This is a genomic window from Selenomonas sp. FC4001 (assembly GCF_000701565.1).
Lineage (GTDB): Bacteria > Bacillota > Negativicutes > Selenomonadales > Selenomonadaceae > Selenomonas_A > Selenomonas_A ruminantium_B.
Map to the genome: position 1 here is coordinate 50,985 of NZ_KL370794.1, position 20,993 is coordinate 71,977.

23 protein-coding genes, 3 tRNA genes and 1 riboswitch are annotated in these 20,993 nt (G+C 49.9%); of the genes, 24 read left to right on the forward strand and 2 right to left on the reverse strand.

Annotation, left to right across the window (positions count from 1 at the left end):
• The first annotated feature begins 1 nt into the window (after position 1).
• The 7 genes from T320_RS13185 to T320_RS13215 all read left to right on the forward strand — a co-directional run bounded on the left by T320_RS13185 (position 2) and on the right by T320_RS13215 (position 5,909).
• On the forward strand, positions 2-292 hold the full coding sequence (locus T320_RS13185) for a zinc-ribbon domain containing protein (RefSeq protein WP_026760067.1): 291 nt from the start codon (positions 2-4) through the stop codon (positions 290-292).
• Positions 293-422: 130 nt separating this feature from the next.
• On the forward strand, positions 423-1,202 hold the full coding sequence (locus tag T320_RS13190) for a basic amino acid ABC transporter substrate-binding protein (RefSeq protein ID WP_037356825.1): 780 nt from the start codon (positions 423-425) through the stop codon (positions 1,200-1,202).
• 114 nt (positions 1,203-1,316) lie between these two features.
• Positions 1,317-1,982: an amino acid ABC transporter permease gene (locus T320_RS13195; RefSeq protein WP_026760069.1), complete on the forward strand. Its 666-nt coding sequence runs from the start codon at positions 1,317-1,319 to the stop codon at positions 1,980-1,982.
• Positions 1,969-2,688 (forward strand): amino acid ABC transporter ATP-binding protein, encoded by a 720-nt coding sequence (locus T320_RS13200; RefSeq protein ID WP_026760070.1) that lies wholly within the window; start codon positions 1,969-1,971, stop codon positions 2,686-2,688. Before T320_RS13195 ends, T320_RS13200 begins: the two co-directional genes overlap by 14 nt.
• A gap of 129 nt (positions 2,689-2,817) precedes the next feature.
• Positions 2,818-3,018: a cold shock domain-containing protein gene (locus tag T320_RS13205; RefSeq protein WP_026760071.1), complete on the forward strand. Its 201-nt coding sequence runs from the start codon at positions 2,818-2,820 to the stop codon at positions 3,016-3,018.
• 175 nt (positions 3,019-3,193) lie between these two features.
• Entirely contained in the window at positions 3,194-3,736 is a 543-nt protein-coding gene (gene hpf / locus T320_RS13210; RefSeq protein WP_026760072.1) for a ribosome hibernation-promoting factor, HPF/YfiA family, read from the forward strand.
• Positions 3,737-3,929: 193 nt separating this feature from the next.
• Positions 3,930-5,909, forward strand: a complete 1,980-nt coding sequence (locus T320_RS13215; RefSeq protein WP_037356829.1) for a methyl-accepting chemotaxis protein — start codon at positions 3,930-3,932, stop codon at positions 5,907-5,909.
• 80 nt (positions 5,910-5,989) lie between these two features.
• On the opposite strand, the gene T320_RS14310 is transcribed toward T320_RS13215, so the two are convergent.
• Complete coding sequence (locus tag T320_RS14310) at positions 5,990-7,066, reverse strand: CheB methylesterase domain-containing protein (protein WP_197019440.1); 1,077 nt, start codon at positions 7,064-7,066, stop codon at positions 5,990-5,992.
• Positions 7,067-7,274: 208 nt separating this feature from the next.
• Positions 7,275-7,377: riboswitch (purine riboswitch) on the forward strand.
• A gap of 72 nt (positions 7,378-7,449) precedes the next feature.
• Between T320_RS14310 and T320_RS13225 the strand changes: the two genes are divergently transcribed.
• The 10 genes from T320_RS13225 to T320_RS13270 all read left to right on the forward strand — a co-directional run bounded on the left by T320_RS13225 (position 7,450) and on the right by T320_RS13270 (position 15,698).
• On the forward strand, positions 7,450-8,781 hold the full coding sequence (locus tag T320_RS13225) for an NCS2 family permease (RefSeq protein WP_026760074.1): 1,332 nt from the start codon (positions 7,450-7,452) through the stop codon (positions 8,779-8,781).
• A gap of 131 nt (positions 8,782-8,912) precedes the next feature.
• Complete coding sequence (locus T320_RS13230; RefSeq protein WP_037356835.1) at positions 8,913-9,656, forward strand: methylenetetrahydrofolate reductase; 744 nt, start codon at positions 8,913-8,915, stop codon at positions 9,654-9,656.
• Positions 9,657-9,686: 30 nt separating this feature from the next.
• On the forward strand, positions 9,687-10,529 hold the full coding sequence (locus T320_RS13235; protein WP_026760076.1) for a sulfide/dihydroorotate dehydrogenase-like FAD/NAD-binding protein: 843 nt from the start codon (positions 9,687-9,689) through the stop codon (positions 10,527-10,529).
• Positions 10,530-10,532: 3 nt separating this feature from the next.
• Entirely contained in the window at positions 10,533-11,933 is a 1,401-nt protein-coding gene (gene gltA / locus T320_RS13240) for an NADPH-dependent glutamate synthase (RefSeq protein WP_037356838.1), read from the forward strand.
• Positions 11,934-12,049: 116 nt separating this feature from the next.
• On the forward strand, positions 12,050-12,625 hold the full coding sequence (locus T320_RS13245) for a 3'-5' exonuclease (protein ID WP_081824845.1): 576 nt from the start codon (positions 12,050-12,052) through the stop codon (positions 12,623-12,625).
• The gene (locus T320_RS13250) at positions 12,622-13,119 is read left to right on the forward strand and encodes a 2-thiouracil desulfurase family protein (RefSeq protein WP_037356842.1); all 498 of its coding nucleotides are present in this window, start codon (positions 12,622-12,624) and stop codon (positions 13,117-13,119) included. Before T320_RS13245 ends, T320_RS13250 begins: the two co-directional genes overlap by 4 nt.
• A gap of 371 nt (positions 13,120-13,490) precedes the next feature.
• A complete protein-coding gene (locus T320_RS14125; protein ID WP_051608831.1) occupies positions 13,491-14,729 on the forward strand; it encodes a J domain-containing protein in 1,239 nt (412 codons plus the stop codon).
• 36 nt (positions 14,730-14,765) lie between these two features.
• Positions 14,766-15,245, forward strand: coding sequence for a DUF3990 domain-containing protein (locus T320_RS13260; protein ID WP_037356845.1), 480 nt, complete (start codon positions 14,766-14,768; stop codon positions 15,243-15,245).
• Positions 15,242-15,487 (forward strand): hypothetical protein, encoded by a 246-nt coding sequence (locus T320_RS13265; RefSeq protein ID WP_026760081.1) that lies wholly within the window; start codon positions 15,242-15,244, stop codon positions 15,485-15,487. The genes T320_RS13260 and T320_RS13265 overlap by 4 nt, the downstream gene beginning before the upstream one ends.
• A 1-nt stretch (position 15,488) precedes the next feature.
• On the forward strand, positions 15,489-15,698 hold the full coding sequence (locus T320_RS13270) for a DUF3791 domain-containing protein (RefSeq protein ID WP_037356848.1): 210 nt from the start codon (positions 15,489-15,491) through the stop codon (positions 15,696-15,698).
• A 14-nt stretch (positions 15,699-15,712) separates the two neighbouring features.
• Here T320_RS13270 and T320_RS13275 read toward each other — a convergent pair whose 3' ends face one another.
• Positions 15,713-16,471 carry a DeoR/GlpR family DNA-binding transcription regulator gene (locus T320_RS13275; RefSeq protein WP_037356850.1) on the reverse strand — a complete coding sequence of 253 codons (759 nt, stop codon included), beginning with the start codon at positions 16,469-16,471 and terminating at the stop codon, positions 15,713-15,715.
• A gap of 174 nt (positions 16,472-16,645) precedes the next feature.
• Here T320_RS13275 and T320_RS13280 point away from each other — a divergent pair, with 174 nt between their 5' ends.
• The 7 genes from T320_RS13280 to T320_RS13310 all read left to right on the forward strand — a co-directional run bounded on the left by T320_RS13280 (position 16,646) and on the right by T320_RS13310 (position 20,954).
• Complete coding sequence (locus tag T320_RS13280) at positions 16,646-17,482, forward strand: HAD family hydrolase (protein ID WP_231465907.1); 837 nt, start codon at positions 16,646-16,648, stop codon at positions 17,480-17,482.
• A gap of 99 nt (positions 17,483-17,581) precedes the next feature.
• A tRNA-Asn gene (locus T320_RS13285) sits at positions 17,582-17,657 on the forward strand.
• A 1-nt stretch (position 17,658) separates the two neighbouring features.
• Positions 17,659-17,733, forward strand: a tRNA-Glu gene (locus T320_RS13290).
• Between the two features lie 4 nt (positions 17,734-17,737).
• Positions 17,738-17,813, forward strand: a tRNA-Val gene (locus T320_RS13295).
• A gap of 60 nt (positions 17,814-17,873) precedes the next feature.
• Positions 17,874-18,392 (forward strand): transcription repressor NadR, encoded by a 519-nt coding sequence (locus T320_RS13300; RefSeq protein WP_026760085.1) that lies wholly within the window; start codon positions 17,874-17,876, stop codon positions 18,390-18,392.
• Positions 18,393-18,459: 67 nt separating this feature from the next.
• The gene (locus T320_RS13305) at positions 18,460-19,278 is read left to right on the forward strand and encodes an HD domain-containing protein (protein ID WP_037356856.1); all 819 of its coding nucleotides are present in this window, start codon (positions 18,460-18,462) and stop codon (positions 19,276-19,278) included.
• Positions 19,278-20,954, forward strand: coding sequence for a glutamine--tRNA ligase/YqeY domain fusion protein (locus T320_RS13310; RefSeq protein WP_037356859.1), 1,677 nt, complete (start codon positions 19,278-19,280; stop codon positions 20,952-20,954). Before T320_RS13305 ends, T320_RS13310 begins: the two co-directional genes overlap by 1 nt.
• Positions 20,955-20,993: the final 39 nt, after the last annotated feature.

Sequence of the window (20,993 nt, forward strand, 5' to 3'; positions counted from 1 at the left end):
TATGGCTTTTGAAGACAAAACACTGGTATGCAAAGAATGTGGGAAGGAATTTACGTTCACCGCTGGTGAGCAGGAATTCTACGCTGAGAAGGGGTTTGAAAACGAACCGGCACGTTGCCGCGATTGCCGTGACAAACGTCGTCGTAGCCGTGATGGCGGTGAAGCCCGTCAGATGTTCAAGGTAGTTTGCGCTGAATGCGGCAAGGAAACGGAAGTTCCGTTCGAACCGAAGAACGATCGTCCGGTATACTGCCGTGACTGCTTTAACAAAAAAAGAGGCGAAGCAATGTAATCATTAACACTTGCAGTTTTTCTGTAGTGTGTTATACTTACATTGTGCGTGACGAGTGGAGTTTGAGCGAAACGCTCAAACTCCATTTTTGTTACATTGTAAAAAATTAATTTGAGAGTGGGGTTTTTCTATGAAGATGAAAAAAGTGTTATCCCTCCTGGCAGCAGGTGCATTTGCTGTCTTTGCTATGGCGGGCTGCGGCAATAGCGGTGCTCCTGCCGCTGATAAGCAGGCCAAGGTTCTGAAGGTTGGTTCTTCCATCGACTTCCCGCCGTTTGAATTCCAGGATGAAACCCAGAAGGAATATCAGGGCTTTGATATGGACCTCATCCGTGCCATCGGCAAGGAAATGGGCCGTGAAGTGGAAATCCAGAATTTGGGCTTTGATGGCCTGATTCCGGCGCTGCAGGGCAAGAGCATCGATGTGGCTATCTCCGGTATGACCATCAACGATGAACGCAAGGCAAATGTCCTGTTCTCTGACCCGTATTATCAGTCCGGTCTGACCATGGTGGTTCGTCAGGACGAAGAAGCCATCAAGAAGTTTGCTGACCTCAAGGGTAAGAAGGTAGCTGTACAGATTGGTACCACCAGTGCTGCAGAAGTTAAGAAGCTCGAAGGTGTGACGGTTACGGAACTCAACACCCCGGCTGACTGCTTCATGGAACTCAAGGCCAAAGGCGTGGATGCCGTCGTAAATGACCGTCCGGTAAATGATTACTTCATCACCAAGAATGCTGCACAGGGCGTCAAGGTGCTGGACGAAAAACTGACGGCTGAAGATTACGGCATTGCCATCAATAAGGACAATGCAGAACTGCAGAAGGAAATTAACGCTGCGTTCAAGAAGCTCAAAGAAAACGGCGAATACGACAAGATTTTCGCAAAATGGTTCGGCGAGAAAAAATAATAGTTTTTCCCATAGCCTTCCCTTTCGGGAAGGCTATTTTACAGGTTGACACTCTTAAAATATTGCTCTATAATTATACATGATTTATGAATAAATATAAGTAGGGTGAAAGATATGGATTTTAATTTTGACTTGGTTGTACAGTCCTTTCCCTTGCTCCTGTTGGGAGCGGGGATAACCATCAAGATAACGGCACTGTCTGTGGCCGTGGGTATTATTATCGGCCTCTTTATGGGCATTGCCCGCATTGGCCGTATCCGGATTTTCCGCTGGATTGCGGCGGTGTATGTGGATTTCTTCCGCGGGACGCCGCTGCTCGTACAGATTTTCCTCGTATACTTCGCTCTGCCCTTGATGACAGGACAGAGAAGTGACCCCTATGTGGCAGCCATCAGCGCCTGTGGTTTGAACTCTGGCGCCTATGTGGCGGAGATTTTCCGTTCGGGGATTCAGTCCATTGACAAGGGGCAGATGGAAGCGGGACGTTCGCTGGGTATGACCTGGGTGCAGACCATGCGTTACATTGTTGTGCCGCAGGCCTTTAAGCGGGTTATTCCTCAGCTGGGCAATGAATTTATCGCCCTCCTCAAAGATTCTTCGCTGGTATCGGTTATCGGCTTTGAGGAACTGACCCGCCGCGGCCAGCTCATCATTGCCAAGACCTATGCGTCGGTGGAAATCTGGACTTGCGTAGCCATCATTTACCTGATTATGACGCTGACTATTTCCCGCTTTGTGGCATTCTTGGAGTGGAGGTTTGCAAAAGATGATCGTCATTGAAAATTTACATAAGGCCTTTGGCAAGGTGGAAGTCCTCAAAGGTGTCAATCTCCATATCAAACCGAAGGAAGTCGTGGCGCTTATCGGCCCGTCCGGTTCCGGCAAGAGCACCTTGCTGCGCTGCATGAACTATCTGGAAGAGCCCACCAGCGGCAAGGTGACGGTGGACGGCACACCGCTCGACGGGGAAACCAATATCAATAAAGTACGGGAAGAAGTCGGCATGGTGTTCCAGCGCTTTAATCTGTTCCCGCATATGACGGCACTGGAAAATATTATGCTGGCGCCCATGAAGGTCAAAAAAATCAGCCAGGCTGAGGCGAAGAAGAAAGCCGAGGAACTATTGGCACGGGTTGGCTTGGCAGATAAAGCCAATAATTATCCCAGTCAGCTTTCCGGCGGTCAGCAGCAGCGTGTGGCCATTGCCCGTGCGCTGGCTATGGAGCCCAAGGTCATGCTCTTTGATGAGCCGACTTCAGCTCTTGACCCGGAAATGGTCGGCGAAGTTCTGGATGTTATGCGCTCCCTGGCTAAGGAAGGCATGACCATGGCCATTGTGACGCACGAAATGGGCTTTGCCCGGGAAGTGGCCGACCGGGTTCTCTTCATTGACGGTGGCGGCATCTTAGAACAGGGTACACCGGAAGAACTCTTTGCACATCCTCAGCAGGAACGTACCAAGAGCTTCCTCTCCAAAGTGTTGTAAAAGTGTAAAAGGGTAAAACTGTATACACATATAAGAAAAGATTGACAATTCAATAACTAACAATTATAATTGTTATTGGGTCGTCAAAGAATTGTAGGCGACAGGTTTTAAGCAACAGGAGGAATCTCAATGGTTGGTAAAGTTAAATGGTTCAGCGCTGAAAAAGGTTATGGCTTCATTGCCCGCGAGGATGGGGACGATGTATTCGTACATTTTTCCGCTATCAATGACGAAGGCTTCAAGACTCTGAACGAAGGTCAGGAAGTTGAATTTGACATCGTGGAAGGTGCCCGCGGTCCGCAGGCTTCCAATGTCAGCAAAACGGCATAATTAATTTTATAGCGAATTAAGCCTTCCCAAACGGGAGGGCTTTTTTATATTTTCTTTACAATAAAAGAAGGGTTTTGCATACAAGCGGCGAATACTGTATATAAAACCAAATAAGTTGTTGCTAGTTAATCCGCAGGCAACGTCCTGTGGCAGTATAAGAAAGGGGATGTGTCATATGGCAACATTCACTGTAAGAGGCAAGAACATCGAGATCACTCCTTCCCTGCGCGAGTATGTGGAAAAACGCGTAGGCAAAGTCACCAAGTATTTCGAAAACGTTGGTGATATTTCGGTTCTCTTAACCGTATCGAAGGGGCGTCACATCGTCGAGGTTACGGTGCCCGTACAGAATGGCATTTTGCTTCGCGGCGAAGAGGCCACGATGGATATGTACACGTCAATTGACTTAGTGGTGGAAAAACTGGAGCGCCAGATTCATAAACAGAAAACGAAACTGGCTCGCCGTTTCCGTGGCGGTGGCTTCAAGGCCGAAGCCCTCAAGACGCCTCCTGTTGAAGGGCCGGCAGATGATGAGGAATATCAGGTAGTGAAGACCAAACGCTTCGTGGTAAAACCCATGGACGTACAGGAAGCCATCATGCAGATGAATCTCCTGAACCACAACTTCTTCGTCTTCCGCAACTCCCAGACGGAAGATGTGCAGGTGGTCTACAAGCGCACCGATGGAAATTACGGGCTGATTGAGTCCGGGAACTGAGCATTTACAGGGCTGTGAGCAAAATGAGCAATCGTTTTGCTCACAGTTTTTTTTATTTTTGTGCGTTCTGCATCGCTTATTTTTAGAAAATTTTTAGTCTTTGAAAGGATTTGCGAATTGAGCGTAGAAGTATTAAGGCACGGGAAATTGTGATTTGAGAAAATCCAATATAAGGAAGAGAGGATGGTCATGTATGGGGATTAAACAAAAATTCGCGGTACTAGCCGGAATTATCGGTGTGTTATTGGCGGTGGTTTCCATTATTGGCTTTTACACAGCGGATAGCAATCTGGAGAAGGCTGTGGAGCAGGAATTAACCGCTACCATGGGAGATGCAGCTTCCCAGATGGATGGCTGGCTGCAGGCAAAAGGGACATCCGCCCAGTATGCGGCAGATTTGCTGACGGAGTTCAATGGGGACGAAACCCGAACCAAGAGCATTGCTTCTTTGGCTATCGGTGCTTCGGATAAAGAAATCCTCGACCTCAATGTGGGCATGGAGGATGGCTATTTTGCTTCCTACCGTACACAGAACAAGAGCACAGGGACGCTTGATCCGCGTACTCGTCCTTGGTATAACGATGCGAAGAAGGCTGGCAAGATGGTCTTTACCGATCCCTATGTAGACAAGAATACGGGGAAACTGGTGGTTTCAGCGGTGGCGCCTTTCAAGGCTAACGGCCAGTTTGCAGGAGCCATCTGTACGGATATTGACCTGGCTGTAGTGGATGCGCAAGTGGATAAGCTGAAATACCATGGCGAAGCCGGTATGGCAGCTGTTGCGGATAAGACGGGTATGATTCTGGGAATTGGTACAGATGAGGCTATTGGCTCCAAGTTCCAGGATTTGCCAGGAATTGGCAGTCATTTTGAAGAAATGCTGAAAGCTGGCAAGGGTGTATTTGTCTTTGACAGTCCTCGGGATGGCAAAATGATTTGTGGCTATACCGTGGTACCTAGCACGGGCTGGCTCTTTGCCATGAGCGTCCCCTATGATTATGTATTTGCCGCTGTCAGCAGCTTGAAGATTGTCTATGCCGTGTTGACCTTGGTAGGTTTGGCGTTGGTACTGGTGGTTTGCTTTGCCTTTGCGGGCCGCATTACCAATCCGATTGTGGCGCTGGAAGCTAATGCCCGGGAACTGGCCAATGGCAATCTGTCCCAGAAGAATCTGGAGGTTACTTCCCGCGATGAAATCGGCTCTTTGACGCAGGCCTTTAATACCATGAGTGACAATCTGCGTAACCTTATCCGGCAGATGGCCACGACTTCTGAACAGGTGGCTGCATCTTCTGAAGAACTTACGGCCAATGCCCAGCAGTCGGCGGATGCATCCGTGCATGTAGCCGAAACGGTTGGGGATGTTGTGGGCAATGTGGCCCAGCAGCTCAGTGATATCGGCAGTGCCAAGGAAAGCGTGGATGGCGTTTATCATGATATTGCGGAAATGTCCGCCAAGGCTAAGCATGTAACGACCGCTTCCAACCAGACGGCAGAAGCTGCCAAGAAGGGCGCCGATTTGATGGAAGAAGCCATCAAGAAGATGGGCGCTATCGAGCAGAGTGTACTTTCTTCCTCGGAAGTTGTCAGGACGCTGGGCGAAAGCTCGCAGCAGATTGGCCAGATTGTGGAGGCTATTTCCTCCATTGCTCAGCAGACGAACCTCCTCTCCCTCAATGCAGCCATTGAAGCAGCCCGTGCCGGTGAGCAGGGGCGCGGCTTTGCAGTAGTAGCAGAAGAAGTCCGCAAGTTGGCGGCTGAATCGCAGGAGTCGGCAGAACAGATTAAAGAACGCATTGCTTCCATTCAGAATGAAACGGCTCGGGCTGTGGAATCCATGCAGAGCGGTACCGAAGAAGTGACTTTGGGAACCAAGGCCATCCGGGATGTAGGCGAGCAGTTCGAAGACATTATGAGTAAGGTGGATTCCATCAATGTGCAGATGGAAGAAATCAATGGTGCAGTATCGCAGGTTTCCACTGGTGCCGAGCAGATTGTGACGGCAGTGGATGCCATTGACAGCGTGAGCAACAAGACTTCCGACAGCATGCAGACCATTTCCTCGGCAACAGAAGAACAGTCTGCATCGAACGAAGAGATTGCAGCCGCTTCACAGGCGTTGGCTAATCTGGCGAACAAGATGCAGGAGGCTGTCGGCAAGTTCCGGCTTTAAGAAATTCATAGGCACAATAAAGGAAGGCGGTGACCATGCGGTCACCGCCTTTAGTGTACGTTTTATTGATTTTTGACAAGTCAACGGACGAGTTTATAAATGGCCTGCGGGATGCTGGCAAGGGGCAGCTGCTGCTGTACGGCGCCCAGTTCAAAAGCGGATTTTGGCATGCCGTAGACAACGGAACTGGCGGCATCCTGTCCGATGGTGGGCGAACCCAGCTGGCGCATTTTGAGCAGGCCGGCAGCACCGTCTTTGCCGATGCCGGTAAGGATGATGCCCATGGCATGGTTCCCTGCCACATCTGCCACGCTGTCGAAGAGCACATCTACCGATGGGCAGACGCTGTGTACCGGCGGCCCAGGCTTGCATTCGAGCATATAGCGGGTGCCCATGCGGGAGATGGTCATATGCTTGGCTCCTGGCGCAATGTAGACATGATTGGGCAGTACCACATCCCCGCTGACCGCTTCCTTTACGGAGAGTTCACATTCCGTGTTCAGACGCTCGGCAAAGAGGCGGGAGAACATGGGTGGAATGTGCTGAACGATGACGATGCCCGGCAGAGGCGGCTGCAGCTGGGTGAGAATTGACGATAAGGCTTCTGTTCCGCCAGTAGAGGCGCCGATGGCAATGAGGTCAATCTGCGCCGCGTTGGGAGGTGGTGTTATGCTGCTGGTAATGGGGCAGGGCATTGGTTTCGGTGGTGCTGGCGGCTGTGCAGGCTTGGAGGCCTGCCAGATTTCCTTGGTCACTACAGCACCGCTGCCTATGTCAGACGGCCGGTTATTGGAACGGTCTGCTTTCCCTTGAGAAACCAGCAGGGCACTGACCAGCTGCTCAAAGAAGGGCTCCATGGGCTGGCCCGTGGAAGGTTTTTTTAGGTACTGGACAGCTCCCAGAAATTGGGCTGCCCTTTGGCCGCTTTCCAAGATTCCATAAGTCACAACGGGGGCCGCGGGAAAGGTTTTAATCAGCAGAGGCAGAAACTTTTCCTGTTTTACCAATAAGGAAGATAAGGCAAAGTTCAGCACAATGATGGTGGGTTTGAAAACAGCCAGTTTGCTCAGTGCCTCAGCAGGCTGGCCGGCACGTTCCACCAGACTTCCGGCGGGCAGCCTTTTGGTCAGCTCCTGCAATAAGGTATTCTGAAACATTATGGAGTTGTCAATGACGAATACCCTCAAATTATGCATAAGCTCCTCCAAGTCAGGCTTACGTACTTACAGCTATTACTTTATTATATCATTGTAACATAAAATCCTGCTCGCAGGTAGCAGAATCTGGATGTGAAGCGATTTTTTGCTGGCAACTTTCTATGGTTGCCAATTTTCTAACAAATTGACATATGTCCTGAACTTTGCTATGCTAGTACCGTTAATTTCTTGTATAAGCCCGCTGATAGGGTGCGGGCGTTTCTACAGGCAGCCGTAAACTGTCACAGTCTACAAGAAGAAGCAGGGAGTTTTTGGCTTCTTTTTTCTTGACTGGTGCAGAGTTTTTGTTTGACCTGTGGAGAAAGAGGAGGCTATTATTTTTTATGCAAGCACAAGCAAGTCAGTCTTTCCTGGAGCGCTTCTTTAAGCTCTCGGAAAAGGGAACCACGGTACGCACGGAAGTCATCGCTGGTTTCACCACCTTTATCGCCTTGGCCTACATCATGTTCGTCAATCCGAACATTCTGGCCGATGCCGGTGTGCCCAAGGAAGCGGCCATTGCTTCCACCATTTGGATTGCAGCGCTGTCCACACTTATGATGGGCGTATTCGCCAACTATCCGGTAGCCTTGGCACCGGGCATGGGCTTAAATGCGTTTTTTGCTTATTATGTCTGCGGCGTTTTAGGCCTGCATTGGACGGTTGCTCTGGGCGCCGTTTTCTTCTCTGGTTTGCTGTTTTTAATCCTGACCATCAGCCATGTGCGTCAGGCCATCATCAACGCTGTGCCGCAGAATCTGCGCGTGGCTATCGGCGTGGGTATCGGCCTGTTTATCGCCTTTATCGGTCTTAAGGGCACGGGACTCATCGTCAGTGACCCGGCCACGTTCATCACGCTGGGCAGTGTAACGAAGCCGGAAACGGCCATGTCTCTGTTCGGCCTCGTACTCACCGGCGTATTGATGGCCCGTGATGTGCAGGGCTCCATTCTTATCGGTATCATTGCCACCACGGTTCTTTCTATGGTGCTGGGCTACTCCCCGGTACCGGCAAGTTTTGCTGATGTAGTCAGCACCAGCCTGCCCCATATGGGGGAAACCTTCGGCAAGCTCGACATCATGGGGGCTTGGAACTACGGTATCCTGTCCATTATCTTCACCTTTACGGTAGTGGAACTCTTCGATAACATGGGTACGCTGATTGGCCTGACCGCCAAAGCCAAGCTCGTGAAAGAAAATGGCGAGATTGAAAACCTCGACCGCGCGCTGAACACCGATGCTGTGGGTACGATTTTCTCCGCAGTATTCGGTACTTCCACGGTAACTTCCTACATTGAAAGTGCCGCTGGTATCGCTGCTGGCGGTAAGACGGGCCTGACGGCTGTAACGGTAGCTGTGCTGTTTTTGGTATCGCTGCTGTTTGCCCCGCTGATTGGTCTGGTGCCGGGTTACGCAACGGCTCCGCCGCTTATCCTCGTTGGTGCGCTGATGATGTCTGAAGTGGGCAAGGTAAACTTCGCCGACTTCACCGACGGCCTGCCCGCCTTCCTGACCATCATCATGATGCCCATGACTTCTTCCATCGCTAACGGTTTTGCCTTCGGTTTCATCAGCTATGCTTTCATGAAATCCCTGTCCGGCAAGGCCAAGGAAGTCAGCCCCATCATGTGGCTGGTAAGCATTGCCTTTATGGTGAATCTCTTTATGCGTTCTTAATGGCAGTAACAGAGCCCTCCCGGGAAAGGGGAGGGCTTTTTCTTTGCCCTTGCAATTTCATAAAAAAGACATTACAATAGTATTCATGCAGCTTATGCTTTACAAATTAACAGATAGTCTGGAGGCAGCCTATGAAACGAGTATCCGTGGAGCTGATTCCCCGTGACGAGGAGACTTTGCGCGGCGAGTTACAGCTTTTGAAGCAGTATGAGGGCAAGATTGATGTCATCAATATCCCCGATTTACTGCGGTTTGACACCCGCAGCTGGGAAGGTTCGGCAATTGCCCAGGAGTATTTTGCCATGTCCATGCCTCATATCCGCGCCATGGATATCGACTTGGACAAGGAACTGCCCATGAAGGATTATCTGCGGGAAAAGGGCATCAAGGAAGTGCTGGTGGTGCAGGGCGACCCGCCGCAGCGCATGACCCATGAGGTTTATCCGACGGAATCCACGGACGTCATCCGCAAGTTCCGCGAGGAAATGCCGGAAGTGAAGGTCTATGCGGGCATTGACCAGTACAGAAGTTCCATGCGCCATGAGCTTTACCGTACCCGCCGCAAGGTGCAGGCCGGGGCCGCAGGTTTCTTCACGCAGCCGTTCTTCGACATGCGGCTGCTTTCCATCTACATGGATATGCTCGATGGCCTTGATGTGTACTGGGGCGTATCGCCGGTGGTTACGGCGGCTTCGCAGAGCTATTGGGAGCGCAAGAACAACGTCATTTTCCCGAAGCACTTTGCGCCGACCTTGGAGTGGAGTGTGGATTTCTCCCGTCAGGTCATGGAAATGGCGGACAAGAAGGATGCCAATGTGTATCTGATGCCCATTAAGACCAATCTGGAAGAGTATTTAGCAGGTGTATTAGCCTGATTTTATTGTGTGTATTTAGGAGAGTGAATCATGTTTAAGATTCTGAAAAAGGAAGAGCTGTCTCCCAGCGTCTTCTCCATGGATATCGAAGCCCCGCGTGTGGCCAAGAAATGTCTGGCTGGCCAGTTCATCATTCTGCGGGTGGACGAGGAAGGTGAGAGAATTCCTCTGACCATTGCGAACTTTGACCGCGAAAAAGGCATCATCAACATCGTATTCCAGGTAATCGGTGCCTCCACGATGGCGCTGGCTGCAAAAGAAGCCGGTGACAGCATTGTGGATTTTGCCGGTCCTTTGGGACAGCCGTCCGAAATCAAGAAGTTTGATGGCACGGTTGTTGTCGTAGGCGGTGGTATCGGTGTGGCACCGACGTTCCCGATTGCCCGTGCGATGAAGGAAGCAGGCAACAAGGTTATCGCCATCATGGGGGCCAAGACCAAGGACATCCTGATTATGGAAAAGGAAATGTCCGAGGTAACGGATGAAATCCTGATTACGACTGACGATGGTTCCCGTGGCATCAAGGGCTTTGTCACCTATGCCGTGCAGGAACTTGTGAACCGCGGCGAAAAGATTGCCCAGATTACGGCTATCGGCCCGGTCATCATGATGAAGAGCGTGGCCGATGCTACGCGTGAGCTTGGCATTCCGACGGTGGTCAGCCTGAACCCCATCATGGTAGACGGCACGGGTATGTGCGGCGGCTGCCGTGTAACCGTAGGCGACGAAACGAAGTTTGCCTGCGTAGATGGCCCGGAATTTGATGCACACAAGGTAGATTTCCCCGAACTCATGAGCCGCCAGCGCATGTACCGCGATATGGAGGCTGAGGAAAAGGACCATATTTGCCGCATTGGTTTGGGGAGGAAATAAACGATGGCTTTGTCTTTGAAGAAACATGAAATGCCGGTGCAGGACCCCAAGGTTCGCGCCCATAACTTTGATGAAGTAGCTTTGGGCTACGATGAGGAAACGGCAGTAGCCGAAGCGGAACGCTGCCTGCACTGCAAAGTGCCCCAGTGCCGCAAGGGATGCCCGGTGTCCGTAGATATTCCGGAATTTATCGGCAAGATTAAAGAGCGCGATTTTGACGGCGCCATTGAAAAAATCAAGGAAGCCAACGCGCTGCCCGCTGTCTGTGGCCGTGTTTGCCCGCAGGAAAACCAGTGCGAAAAATACTGCGTATTGGCCAAGAAGGGCGAATCCGTCGGCATTGGCCGTTTGGAGCGCTATGTAGCAGACCGCTATATGGCCAAGAATGAAGAAGTAAAGCCCATTGAATACGCCGAAGATGCACAGAAGGTAGCCGTGATCGGCTCCGGCCCCTCCGGCTTGTCCTGTGCCGGCGATTTGGCCAAGAAGGGTTACAAGGTAACGGTATTTGAGGCCCTGCACAAGGCGGGCGGCGTGCTGTCCTACGGCATTCCTGAATTCCGTCTGCCGAAAGATGATGTCGTGAAGAAGGAAATCGACAACATCGCCAAACTCGGCGTGAAGTTTGAACTCAACTCCGTAGCCGGCCGCCTGTTCACGGTGGACGAGCTCATGGAAGAAGAAGGCTTTGATGCGGTATTCATCGGCACGGGTGCTGGTCTGCCGCGTTTCCAGGGCATTCCGGGCGAAAGCCTCAGCGGCGTTTATTCTGCCAATGAATTCCTGACGCGCTGCAACCTCATGAAGGCGTACAAGTTCCCGGAATACGCTACGCCGATTAAGATTGGCAAGAAGGTCGCCGTTATCGGCGGCGGCAACGTGGCTATGGATGCTGCCCGCACGGCGCTGCGTCTGGGCGCGGAAAAGGTCTATATCGTCTATCGCCGCAGCGAGGCAGAACTGCCTGCCCGTAAGGAAGAAGTGGAACATGCCAAAGAGGAAGGCATTGAATTTAAGCTCCTCAACAACCCGGTGGAAATTCTTGGGGATGAAAACGGCTGGGTGAGTGGCATGCGCTGCATCAAGATGGAACTCGGTGAGCCTGATGAATCCGGCCGCCGCCGCCCGGTAGCTGTGGCTGGTTCTGAGTTTGATTTGGATGTGGAAACGGTTATCGTATCCATCGGTACCGGCCCCAATCCGATTATTTCCCAGACCACGCCGGGCCTTGACACGACGAAGCGCGGCAATATCGCTGCTGACGAGGAAACTGGGGCAACGTCCAAACCGGGCGTATTTGCCGGCGGCGATATCGTAACGGGTGCCGCTACGGTAATTCTCGCCATGGGCGCAGGCCGCAAGGCAGCTGCTGCTATTGACGAATATCTGAAAAGCAAGCGCTAAGCGGTAATTGAATAAATAATGGGGAATCCACCTGGGCCTACGCTCAGGTGGATTTGTCCGTTTGTAATTCGATTGATGAAAGTTATATAAGCAAGAAAAGAAGGAACGATTGATTTATGATGAACTTTGCGGCCATTGACTTTGAAACGGCCACGGGCTGCCGTAACTCAGCCTGCAGTGTGGCGGTGACGGCGGTGGAAGATGGCAGAATGAAGGATGTATACTACTCGCTGATTCAGCCGCCCATGAATAAGTACAATTACTTCAATATACAGATTCATGGCATTACGCCGAACGACACAAAAAATGCGCCGACCTTTGCCGAAATCTGGCCGGAACTTAAAAGCCATCTCGAAGGGAAAATCGTGGTGGCGCATAATGCAAAATTTGATATGGGTGTTTTAAGTGCGTGTCTTGCAGATGAAGGCCTGCCGACACCGGATTTTGCCTACTGCGATACGGTGGCTATCGCCCGCAAGGCATGGCCGTTTTTGGAGAATCACAAGCTGGATACCGTGGGCACGCATCTGCATATTGATTTCCATCATCATAATGCCATGGATGATGCCCGCACCTGTGCCGCAATTCCTTTGGCTGCCGGACAGGAATTAAAAGAGGATTCTTTGGAGTCCTTGGCGAAGAAATTGGGTATAAATATGTGTGTGTTTGGGAGAAAGGGGTATCGAAGATGATTTTGGTCAGTGCCTGCTTGCTGGGTCATAAGGTTAAATTCAGCGGGGGTGCCAACACCCATGAGCTGTTGTTAAAATACAATGAACGGGGTCGCTTTATCGCCGTATGTCCCGAATGTTTCGCCATGCTGCCCTGCCCAAGGCCCGCCATGGAGATTCAGGGCGGTACGGGCAAGAAAGTCCTCGCGGGCAAAGCGCGGGCTATGGACGAAAACGGCATGGATACCACCCAGTACCTGCTGACGGGTGCCGACAAGGTGCTCAAAATCGCCGAAGCCTATAATGCGAAAGTCGCCATTCTCAAAGAAGGCAGCCCCTCCTGCGGCGTCAAGAAAATCCATAGCGGCAACTTCGACGGCAAAAAAGTCAAAGGCCAGGGAGTAACCACGGCGCTCCTGCAGAAACACGGTATTACGGTTTATTCTGAAAAAGATATGACCGTAGGACGGCTCGAAGAACTCATCGCTGAAGATGTCAAGCGGGATAGAATATAATTACCATGACTGGGGGGCGTGACAAAAGGCGCAGGGCAGGCGGGGATACCTGTCTTTCGCAATGCCGGGGAGCTGAACAGATTTTTTGCCCTTAATTAAGTATCGTTGAAAGTCAAAACTCGCTACGCTCAAACAGTAGACTTTCAACGATAGAACAGCGGTATGGCAAAAAATCCGTTCTTAACGCTCTCCGCCAACGCTTCAGCCAGCTATCCCCGCCTGCCCTGCTTGGTTTTCCACACATAAAATATCTTTAATACTCTGAGCGGAATAACTATAGGGAATGAAAATTGTTCATTGGTAAGACGCAAAGTGGTGGATGATGTTGTTAAGTCTATGTAACAGTAATGTGAAAGGCGAGGTGTGGGGGAATGATAAAGGATTATTATGAGATATTGGAAGTTCACCCAAAGGCATCACAGGAAGTAATTAAGCGAGCTTATCAAACTTTAGCGAAAAAATATCATCCAGACACAACCGTATTAGATTATCATACGGCAAATGCAAAGATGCAGGAGTTAAATGAAGCGTATCAAGTTTTGTCAAATGTAGATAAACGTAAGAAGTATGATGTGGAACTAGAGGTTGTTAGAAGACAAAACGGCAAAGACAGTGTAAAGTCTTACGAGCAGGATAGTGGGAAAGAAAATATAAAGCAAACGGTATATGAGATTTGTACCAATACAATAGAACGTATAGAGAAGAGTATTAATTATTTAGATGGATATGGAAAAACAAACAAGGCTGTAAGCGATGGTATTGCAAGACAATTTGAAAGTACAATAGCAAAATATTTGACGCATATAAAAGATAACAAGGGGGATACACAAATCCTAGCAACGAATGTGGGGATAGCTTATTGGAAGATAGCTATTGCGTATTCGTGGAGTGATGATTGGGAAAATGCATATAATTATGTGTGTAAGGCTGCTAAATATATACCAGAATCAGCAGCAGTATATATAGATTTTGTTAAATCTTTTGAGCGAATAAAAGAATCTCGCCGAAAGGCTCAGAAAAGAGAGTTTTTTAGTTTTATCAAAAGAGGGTTGGCGGTATTAGGATGCATTTTCATTTTGTTTTATATATTTAGAGATAGTAATCCACCAACAAATCCACAGCCAGTGGCGGAAACAGAGAAAACAAAAGAGACAACAAGTGAAGAAAAAGCAAAGAAGAAACCTGTTCCTCCACCGAGCTACACTCCGAAACCAAAACAAAATGTTATAACAGGCTATGTACAAGAAGAAAAACAGTTAAATTATGATGGTATATGTAGACTGACAATAGATAATACAAGAAATGATTATCCGGTTTATGTTCGCGTATGGTATTTAGATGTTAAGGAACCTTATCCTGTTAGAGCATTTAATATAGGTAAGGGAAGTAAATTTACAGCGGAAGAATTGACACCGGGGAACTATGAAGTTAGGTATAGGACGCTTTATGAAGATGATTCTATTCCGAAGGATGGCTCGAAGTCACAACCTTTTGAATTGGTACAGATAGAAGATGACGATGGTATTAGGTATAGTGATGTGAAATTGACATTGTATAAAGTTAGCAATGGCAATACCAAAACAACACCGATACCAGGAGATGAAGTATAACCGTTATGCAGTAAAGTTTAAGGATGTGCGTAAGAAGTGTTATTATATCATGGAAGCAATATTGTAGTTCGTGAACCTAAGATATTGAAATCGCAAAGATATTTAGATTTTGGCGCAGGCTTTTATATGACCAGTGACTTTGAGCAGGCACGGAAGTGGGCGGTTAGGACGAGTGCTCGTCGTGAGGAAGGCGTAGCAACGATATCTGTTTTTGAAATTAGCGATGATTATGTGGATAGAGTGAAGGTACTGGCTTTTGTCAGACCGGATAGAGATTGGCTGCGGTATATAACGGCTCACCGCACTGGAAATCCACCTGCGGATGATTATGATATGGTGGTTGGGCCTGTGGCCAATGACCAAGCTATCCGCACGGTCAACAATTATTTGAAGGGTTATTTTCCTGAAGATGTGGCGATTAAACTGTTATTGCCACAGAAGTTAAAAGACCAATATCTGTTTCGTACAGAGAAAGCGTTGGATTTATTGGTCTTTAAGGAGGCGAAGCAGTTATGAAGCGGCTCGACCCCGATATTTTGGATTATTACAATGAAGCTGTGGTCAATATGCTGGTGGAGAAGTATGGCTATAGCTATATGGAGGCATTGCAGAAGTTTGTGCAATCCAAGACCCATGAAATGTTGGAAAATGAGGCTTGCGGCATGACGGATTTTGGTGCCGGAGCAATTTTGGAAATCTGGGAAGCAGAGCAGATTACTGGTGACCCACGCAAGTCTGTATATATTCGAGGTGAGTGATATGCCGGAGGAAATGAAATTTTTCATGTACCTGCTGGAATTCTATGCGGCCTATAAGAATCGCAAGACTGGTGAAGTTTTGGCTGAATGGGACAGCAAAGGACTGACCAAGAAGATATATGACAATTATTGGGTGTATCATACAGAAGCTATTGAGAATGCCTATGCTGATATTGATAACCTGTTGAATACTGGCAAACATGCCTGGTGATTTCAAAGGTTCCGTTACACCTGCACGATTTCTACGCCCTGCTTTTGGGCGGCGGTTAGGAAGTCTTTATCGGCCTGCTTATCGGTGACCAGCATGTCGATGTCTTTGAGGGCGCAGACCTGTATGAAGGACAGGTGATGGATTTTCGTATGGTCAAAGACTACGACTTTTTTGTTGGCGCGTTCTAACAGGGCGAGCTTTACGGCTTGATCGTCGAAGTCCGGGGACATGATGCCGCTGGCGTCGATGGAGCAGATGCCCAGGAAGGCGATGTCGATGCGGAAGTTTTTTATCATGCGGCAGGTCAGGTCACCAAAAAATCCATGCGGGGAACTGCGGTAGAAACCGGGCATGGCGATGAGCTGCAGTTTGTCATTGACAGAGAGAATATTGTGAATCGGCAATGAGTGGGAGAGTACCGCGATATTTTGCCGATTTTTTAATTCCTCGGCGATTTCGATATTGGTCGAGCCAGTGTCGAGGTAAATGGCGTTGCCTTCCTTAATGAGTCCAGCGCAGAATTCGGCAATGGCATTCTTCTCCTTGGTCATGCGCAATGAACGGGCGCTGACGTTAGCCAGGGCGGCGGTGCCTTCATTGAGGACAGCACCGCCATGAACGAGTGTGACGATATTCATATCGGCCAGCCGGTGTAAATCCCGGCGGATGGTCATATCGGAAACTGCGAGCCGTTGGGCCAGTTCGCGGACATAGACGGCTTTAGCCTCCTGCAATTCCTGCAGGAGAAAGTTACGGCGTTCACGGGAATTCATAATTACCTCCATATTTGACATGTCAAAATGTTTGTTTTCTGTTATGTTAACGATTATAACATGATAATCGCACAAAAGATGCGAAAAACTGTGAAAAACACACAGAAAACGAACAGAAATATCTTGTAGTGCTTTGGAGCACTGGCTATAATGAAAGCAACAACAGGGACTGACATGGGGAAAGAGGTAATGATGATGACGGATTGCAGAACGAAAATCGTTTTTTCGGATATTGATGGCACTTTATTGACAAGTCAACATAAGGTGACATGTCAAAGCAAGGTGGCTGTGCAGAAACTGGCGCAGAAGGATATTCCTTTCGTGCTGGTGTCGGCGCGGATGCCGGCGGCCATTTATCCCATTACGGATGAGCTGGACGTGAAGATGCCCATAATCAGTTATAGCGGAGCTTTGGTCTTAGACAGGGAAGGCAAGACATTGGCCAGCACCAAGATGGAGAAAATGCTCACGCGGCAGCTGCTGCAGGAACTGGCGGAGAAATTTCCCCAGATTACGGCCAACTTCTATACGGATAATAAGTGGTATGTAAAAGACAGGACGGACAAGCGGGTGCAGCGGGAAATGGATATTACCTCGGCCACAGCCGAGAATGCAGATTTTGCGAAGCTGCTGGACGAGGGTATTTATCCCCACAAGATTCTCCTGATGGCTGAACCGGAGGACTGCGTGGCGGCAGAAAATTATTTCCGGGAAAATTATCCTGCGTTTCAGGTCGTGCGTTCCTCATCCATTTTGCTCGAAATCATGTCCGGCTGCGTCTCCAAAGCGGGGGGAATTGCCGTGCTGTTAAAGCATTACGGCCTGACGGTGGAGGAGGCCCTTTCCTTTGGCGACAGCTACAACGACATTCCCATGCTGGAATACACGGGGCAAAGCGTGGCCATGGGCAATGCTCCGGATGTGGTGAAAGAAGCGGCCAAAGATGTGACGCTGACGAGTGACGAAGATGGCATCAGCGCCTATCTGAATGGCTATTTTGAGAGGTTCTAAAAAAATCCTAAAAAAAAATAAATTTTTTTCAAAAAAGGGGTTGCAATCTCTGAAAAGATGTCGTATAATAATTTTCGTTGGTGAGACACACCACGGCATTCCCCGATAGTTCAGCCGGTAGAACGGTGGACTGTTAATCCATATGTCGCAGGTTCGAATCCTGCTCGGGGAGCCATGGCGCGTTGGTCAAGTGGTTAAGACACCGCCCTTTCACGGCGGCTTCATGGGTTCGAATCCCATACGCGTCACCATTTCGGGCGATTAGCTCAGCTGGGAGAGCGCCTGCCTTACAAGCAGGATGTCAGCAGTTCGATCCTGTTATCGCCCACCATTTGAAATTTAAGCTGCCGCAAGGCAGCTTTTTTTGTTATCCAAAAAGGAGGGGATTTCTATGACCACAGAGGAACGGCGGGCGGAAGTCCTGCGCCGTTTGCAGGCAGCCACTTCGCCCCTGACCGGTACGCGCCTTTCCCGGGAACTCGGCGTCAGCCGTCAGATTATCGTCGGAGATGTAAGCATTCTGCGGGCGGAGGGCGCAAAGATTTTTGCGACTCCCCGGGGGTATATCCTGCCCGAGGATGAACCAAGTCAGAAAAAGATTACACTCGTCTGTCAGCATTCTGCAGAGGATATGGAAGCGGAGCTCAATGCCATCGTGGATAATGGCGGTGCTGTGTTGGATGTAATTGTGGAGCATCCGGTCTATGGCCCGATTAAGAGCGATTTGTTTCTGGAGAGCCGCCGGGATGTCAAGAATTTCCTCACCAAGATGAAAAAGTGCCAGGCCAATCCGCTGCTCGTCGTGACTGGAGGGATTCACATTCATACGGTGCGGGTGCCGGATGAGGAAGCGCTGGCCGATATCCGGCGGGAATTGCAGGCTTTGGGGATTTTGGTAAATATTGCGTGAGAAGTGCCTTCGTAGTATAATAAACTGTACTTTGTTATGAAGCAGAATTGTAAAGAAGGCTGTAATATTGAAAGAATTACTGAAGAAAATGCACGCCTGGATGGATGGCTACATGAATCAATTCGTCACCGATGACGAAGAGGTCATGCAGGGCATCCGCATCAAGATGAATCATACAGGCTACGTCACGGCCATTGCCCGCGAATTGGCACAGCATTTAGCGCTCAGTGAGCACGATGTGCAGCTGGCGGAAATCATGGGCCTGTTCCATGATGTGGGCCGTTTCCGGCAGTACAGCATCTACAAGACCTTTAACGATGCCCAGTCGGAAGACCACGCGGATTTGGGACTCAAGGTATTGGCCGAGGAAATGCCCTATATGGCGGATTTATCGGCGGAAGATGCCGAACTGGTTCGCTATGCCATAAAGTATCATAATAAGAAGGAAATTCCTGCCGAGGCGGCAGGACGGAAGCTTCTGTTTGCCAAGCTGCTGCGGGATGCGGATAAATTGGATATCTATCGGGTGCTGCTGCCTTATCTGGACCCCGAGAAGGCAGACGATGCGCCTAAATTTATTCGTTCCGATGCCGGTCAGTTCATCAGCCCGGATTTTATCGAGGCTTTTAAGAACGGCGAGCAGGCGGATTACCGTCAGCTGCGGACGCATGGCGACCGCAAGCTGGTGCGCCTGCTTTGGGTTTATGATGTAAACTTTGCCTGGACGCTTCAAAAGATGGTGGAACGTGGTTATATCCAGACGGTTATCGACCATCTGCCGGAGCAGGAAGGTGTCGATATCGGCGTGAAGCGCCTGTGGAAATATATAGAAGAGAAATGTGCAGCACCGGATGATGTGTCTGCGTATATAAAGGAGAGAATGTAATGGCAGAAAACACGACAATCGCCACGAACTTTGTGCAGAATGCGATTGAGGAAGACCAGAAGAACGGTAAGTACACCGAGGGAATCCATACCCGTTTTCCACCGGAACCAAATGGTTATCTGCATATCGGCCACGCCAAGTCCATTTGCCTGAACTTTGGTCTGGCTGAGTACAACCATGGTCTGTGCAATCTGCGTTTTGATGATACCAATCCCACCAAGGAAGACACGGAATATGTGGACTCCATTCAGGAGGATATCCGCTGGCTGGGCTTTTCCTGGCAGAACCGCATGTACTATGCTTCTGACTACTTCGATAAGCTTTACGATTATGCCGTGGAGCTCATCAAGAAGGGCCTGGCTTACGTTGACGATTTGACGGCTGAGGAAATCAAGGAATACCGCGGCACGCTGACGGAACCGGGCAAGGAAAGCCCGTACCGCAACCGCAGTGTGGAGGAAAACCTCGACCTGTTCGCCCGCATGAAGGCCGGCGAATTTGCCGATGGGGAAAAGGTACTCCGTGCCAAAATCGACATGGCTTCGCCGAACATGGTTATGCGCGACACGGTTATCTACCGCATTGCCCATGCCCATCATCACCGCACGGGCGACAAGTGGTGCATCTATCCGATGTACGACTTTGCCCATCCGCTGTCCGATGCCATTGAGGGCATTACGCACTCCGTCTGCACGCTTGAATTTGAGGAACATCGTCCGTTCTATGACTGGCTGCTCGAAAATCTCGGCTTTGACGCCAACACCCGTCCGCGCCAGATTGAGTTTGCCCGCCTGAACCTCACGAATACCGTGACCAGCAAGCGCAAGCTGCGCCAGCTCGTGGAAGAAGGCCATGTGCGCGGTTGGGATGACCCGCGTATGCCGACCATTTCCGGCCTGCGCCGCCGTGGTTTTACGCCGGCTGCCCTGCGCAAGTTCTGCGAGGAAATCGGCGTGGCCAAGGGCAACAGCCTCGTCGATGTGGCGATGCTCGAATCCTGTGTGCGCTCGGACCTAAACGAAAACGCTGACCGCATTATGGCAGTGCTACGTCCGCTGAAGGTCATTATCACCAATTACCCCGAGGATAAGGAAGAATGGCTGCTGGGGGACAATAACCCCATGCATGGCGGTCATCGCTTTATTCCGTTCTCCCGTGAACTTTACATCGAACAGGAAGACTTTATGGAAGAAGCGCCCAAGAAGTTCTTCCGTCTGAAACCGGGCGGAGAAGTCCGCTTGAAGCACGCCTATATCATCAAATGCGATGAGGTCATCAAGGATGAGGCTGGCAATGTGGTGGAACTGCACTGCACGGCAGACCTCGAATCCAAGACCGGTGGTGCTACGGCCAGCCGCAAGATTAAGGGCACCATCCATTGGGTAGCTGCCAAGACGGCTGTGCCTGCCGAAGTACGGCTCTATGATTATTTGCTGGAAACCGATGAAAACGGGAACCTGCCCGCTGACTTTATCGGTGCACTCAATAAAAATTCCTTGGAAGTTATCGATAACGCCTGGGTAGAACCCAGCGTGAAGCTCCAGGCCGCAGGCAAGCATTATCAGTTCCTGCGCACGGGTTACTTCGTAATCGATACGGATACCACGCCGGATAAGCTGGTGTTCAACCGGGTGGTTGGACTCCGTGACAGCTGGGCCAAGGAAAAGAACAAATAATCTACTCGTCAAGAAAGAAGTGAACGTACTTTGGAAAGC

What these genes read in the sequence shown, in the direction of transcription:
- T320_RS13300 (WP_026760085.1), top strand. Translation starts at nt 17,874, where the DNA reads ATGACCACAGAGGAACGGCGGGCGGAAGTCCTGCGCCGTTTGCAGGCA.
- T320_RS13265 (WP_026760081.1), top strand. Translation starts at nt 15,242, where the DNA reads ATGAAGCGGCTCGACCCCGATATTTTGGATTATTACAATGAAGCTGTG.
- hpf (WP_026760072.1), top strand. Translation starts at nt 3,194, where the DNA reads ATGGCAACATTCACTGTAAGAGGCAAGAACATCGAGATCACTCCTTCC.
- T320_RS13250 (WP_037356842.1), top strand. Translation starts at nt 12,622, where the DNA reads ATGATTTTGGTCAGTGCCTGCTTGCTGGGTCATAAGGTTAAATTCAGC.
- T320_RS13195 (WP_026760069.1), top strand. Translation starts at nt 1,317, where the DNA reads ATGGATTTTAATTTTGACTTGGTTGTACAGTCCTTTCCCTTGCTCCTG.
- T320_RS13215 (WP_037356829.1), top strand. Translation starts at nt 3,930, where the DNA reads ATGGGGATTAAACAAAAATTCGCGGTACTAGCCGGAATTATCGGTGTG.
- T320_RS13190 (WP_037356825.1), top strand. Translation starts at nt 423, where the DNA reads ATGAAGATGAAAAAAGTGTTATCCCTCCTGGCAGCAGGTGCATTTGCT.
- T320_RS13230 (WP_037356835.1), top strand. Translation starts at nt 8,913, where the DNA reads ATGAAACGAGTATCCGTGGAGCTGATTCCCCGTGACGAGGAGACTTTG.
- T320_RS13310 (WP_037356859.1), top strand. Translation starts at nt 19,278, where the DNA reads ATGGCAGAAAACACGACAATCGCCACGAACTTTGTGCAGAATGCGATT.
- T320_RS13270 (WP_037356848.1), top strand. Translation starts at nt 15,489, where the DNA reads ATGCCGGAGGAAATGAAATTTTTCATGTACCTGCTGGAATTCTATGCG.
- T320_RS14310 (WP_197019440.1), bottom strand. Translation starts at nt 7,066, where the DNA reads ATGTTTCAGAATACCTTATTGCAGGAGCTGACCAAAAGGCTGCCCGCC.
- T320_RS13200 (WP_026760070.1), top strand. Translation starts at nt 1,969, where the DNA reads ATGATCGTCATTGAAAATTTACATAAGGCCTTTGGCAAGGTGGAAGTC.
- gltA (WP_037356838.1), top strand. Translation starts at nt 10,533, where the DNA reads ATGGCTTTGTCTTTGAAGAAACATGAAATGCCGGTGCAGGACCCCAAG.
- T320_RS13185 (WP_026760067.1), top strand. Translation starts at nt 2, where the DNA reads ATGGCTTTTGAAGACAAAACACTGGTATGCAAAGAATGTGGGAAGGAA.
- T320_RS13245 (WP_081824845.1), top strand. Translation starts at nt 12,050, where the DNA reads ATGATGAACTTTGCGGCCATTGACTTTGAAACGGCCACGGGCTGCCGT.
- T320_RS13280 (WP_231465907.1), top strand. Translation starts at nt 16,646, where the DNA reads ATGGGGAAAGAGGTAATGATGATGACGGATTGCAGAACGAAAATCGTT.
- T320_RS13225 (WP_026760074.1), top strand. Translation starts at nt 7,450, where the DNA reads ATGCAAGCACAAGCAAGTCAGTCTTTCCTGGAGCGCTTCTTTAAGCTC.
- T320_RS14125 (WP_051608831.1), top strand. Translation starts at nt 13,491, where the DNA reads ATGATAAAGGATTATTATGAGATATTGGAAGTTCACCCAAAGGCATCA.
- T320_RS13275 (WP_037356850.1), bottom strand. Translation starts at nt 16,471, where the DNA reads ATGAATTCCCGTGAACGCCGTAACTTTCTCCTGCAGGAATTGCAGGAG.
- T320_RS13235 (WP_026760076.1), top strand. Translation starts at nt 9,687, where the DNA reads ATGTTTAAGATTCTGAAAAAGGAAGAGCTGTCTCCCAGCGTCTTCTCC.
- T320_RS13205 (WP_026760071.1), top strand. Translation starts at nt 2,818, where the DNA reads ATGGTTGGTAAAGTTAAATGGTTCAGCGCTGAAAAAGGTTATGGCTTC.